Source organism: Bacillus cereus group sp. BfR-BA-01311, assembly GCF_022664295.1.
Taxonomy (GTDB): domain Bacteria; phylum Bacillota; class Bacilli; order Bacillales; family Bacillaceae_G; genus Bacillus_A; species Bacillus_A cereus.
Map to the genome: position 1 here is coordinate 1 of NZ_JAKUHC010000034.1, position 2,471 is coordinate 2,471.

Genomic DNA, 2,471 nt, shown 5'->3' on the forward strand with positions numbered 1-2,471 from the left:
GACTTCCTTATGTTAACATCTTCGTTAGTTAATGTCAACTAAGTTTTTTATTTCGTTTGTCGCTTTCGACGTTAATGTCATCGGCGACTTGTTCTATATTACACCTCTAAGGTGTAATCGTCAATACATTTTTATAAAAAACTTCACTTTTTTAAAACTCTATTTACATACCTCTTCTATAAGAATATATAAGCAACCCATATAATACTCTATGGGTTGCTTTCCATCATAAAAACTATTGTTCTTTTGAAGGCACCGAACAACTTCCATCAGTACAAGAAATATCGCTTCCACCCTCTGAAGAAAGTTCTTGCAACTTAGGTGCAGGATTCTCTTCTTCCCACACTTGCTGAAGTGCACCAACAAAAGTTTCAAGTGGTTGTGCACCTGAAATAGCATACTTTTGATTAATAATAAAATAAGGCACTCCCGAAATTTGATATTGCTGAGCAATCGCTTCATCAATTCTAACATCATTTGCATACGCATTTTTATCATTAATAACATTTAAAGCTTCTTGCTTATCTAAACCTGAAGCTTCAGCGATAGTAGCAAGTATATCCACATCGCTTAAATTTTTCGATTCAGTGAAATATGCAAAAAGTAAATTTTCTGTAATCTCTTTTTCTTTCCCTTGATTCTTTGCAAACTTCGCAAGACGATGCGCATCAAAAGTATTAGTCGGCTTCATCTCATCAAAATTAAAACTTAAACCCATACTAGCTGCATGATTTCCTAACTGTACGTTATTACGCTTAGCTTCTTCAATACTAATTCCATACTTTGATGCAAGTACTTCATTAATACTTGTTCCAGAATAGATTGGAGCATTTTGGTCTAATTCAAAACTTTTAAACTCAACTTCAACATCCTTCTTATGTGGAAATTGCTCTAAAGCCATCTCTAATCTACGTTTCCCAATATAGCAAAATGGGCATACAAAATCCGACCATACTTCAATTTTCATAAAAAACACCTCATTAACATTTAGTTTTCAATCATTGTAGCACTGAGATTAAGGAATTCAAAAGTTTTTGCTCTATCTCCTTCATATAGTACATACAAAAACACACTTATAGCAGAATACCTAATTAACAAAAAAACGATAATCAAAAGGATTAACTATTATCCCTCCGATTATCGTCTATATAAATGCAACAACTTTAATTATGCCGGAATATACTTCCCTACGAACTTCCATACAGTATTCCAATATTTATTCGAATCTACTTTCTCCGCTTCTCCATGTCCAGCACCTGGAACAATTAATTTCTCTTTTTCTACTTTTGCAGCATTATATACTTCATCTAACATTTCAAAAGGAACGAATGTATCAGCATCCCCATGAATGAACAGCATAGGTGTTTTACTTTTCGCTACTTGTTTTACAGCTGAAGCCTCTTCTAAATCGTAACCAGCTCTTAATTTAGTAACCGTATTTGCCGCATTCATAACAGGAAACTTCGGTAAATGGAATAAATCTTTTAGTTGATAAGTAAATTCATCAATAACAGTTGAGTATCCACAATCTTCAATAATAACTTTAACATTAGAAGGTAAATCTTCTCCTGAAGTCATCATTACAGTTGCCCCGCCCATTGAAACACCAAATAGAGCTATTTCAGCATTAGGGTCTTTCTTCAAGATTTGTTGAATCCAAATCAAAACATCTTTACGATCATGCCAGCCCATACCAACATAATCCCCTTCACTATTTCCGTGTCCACGAAGGTCTGGTGCTATGACATTATAGCCTTGTTCATAAAAGTTACGAACATATTTCGTCATTTCTGATGCTCTACCATTGTATCCATGAACTACAATTGCCCATTTATGACTGGATGGTTCATTCATATATTCATAACCTTTTAAATTTAATTTATCGAAAGAACGTATAGTTAATGTGTTAGGTTTATACTTCGATACGAAGTTTGCATTCTTTTCTTCATTTGCAGCCAATACATCTCCCGACGCATTTACCGTTTCTACTAAATGAGGATTATCTTGCAAAAATTCTTTTTCTTGTTTCGCATTTAACGCGTAGTTATAAAAATAATTCCCAACTAACATATACACGATTACTAGCAGGACTAAGACTACTATAGTAATTATACTTATCTTTTTCATATTATCTCCTTTTCTAACTTAAATCTTCTTATATTAAAGTACATCAAAAACAACTGTACTATTTTAACACACTGATGAATCCTATCTTTAAGAAATAAAATAGAAAATCTTAAATTACATATAAAGAATTACGAAAGAAATTGAATAAAACTTATATAGCTACGTACTCAAAAACCTTTTTGAAAAGCGAGAAGCACTTCAAAATATTTAGCTTTGAAAAGAAGTTATAAAACACAAAAAAGACGAGTCATTCTGACTCGTCTTAAAGTTGCTTGGCGACGTCCTACTCTCACAGGGACAAGGTCCCAACTACCATCGGCGCTAGAGAGCTTAACTTCCGTGTT

The 2,471-nt window shown here is 33.3% G+C and carries 2 protein-coding genes; both read right to left on the reverse strand.

Going from position 1 to position 2,471, the window contains the following annotated elements; translation table 11 throughout:
* Positions 1–235 precede the first annotated feature (235 nt).
* Positions 236–967: a DsbA family oxidoreductase gene (locus MR136_RS28215; protein ID WP_017674605.1), complete on the reverse strand. Its 732-nt coding sequence runs from the start codon at positions 965–967 to the stop codon at positions 236–238.
* A 200-nt stretch (positions 968–1,167) separates the two neighbouring features.
* Positions 1,168–2,127, reverse strand: coding sequence for an alpha/beta hydrolase (locus tag MR136_RS28220; protein ID WP_000723974.1), 960 nt, complete (start codon positions 2,125–2,127; stop codon positions 1,168–1,170).
* Between the last annotated feature and the right edge of the window lie 344 nt (positions 2,128–2,471).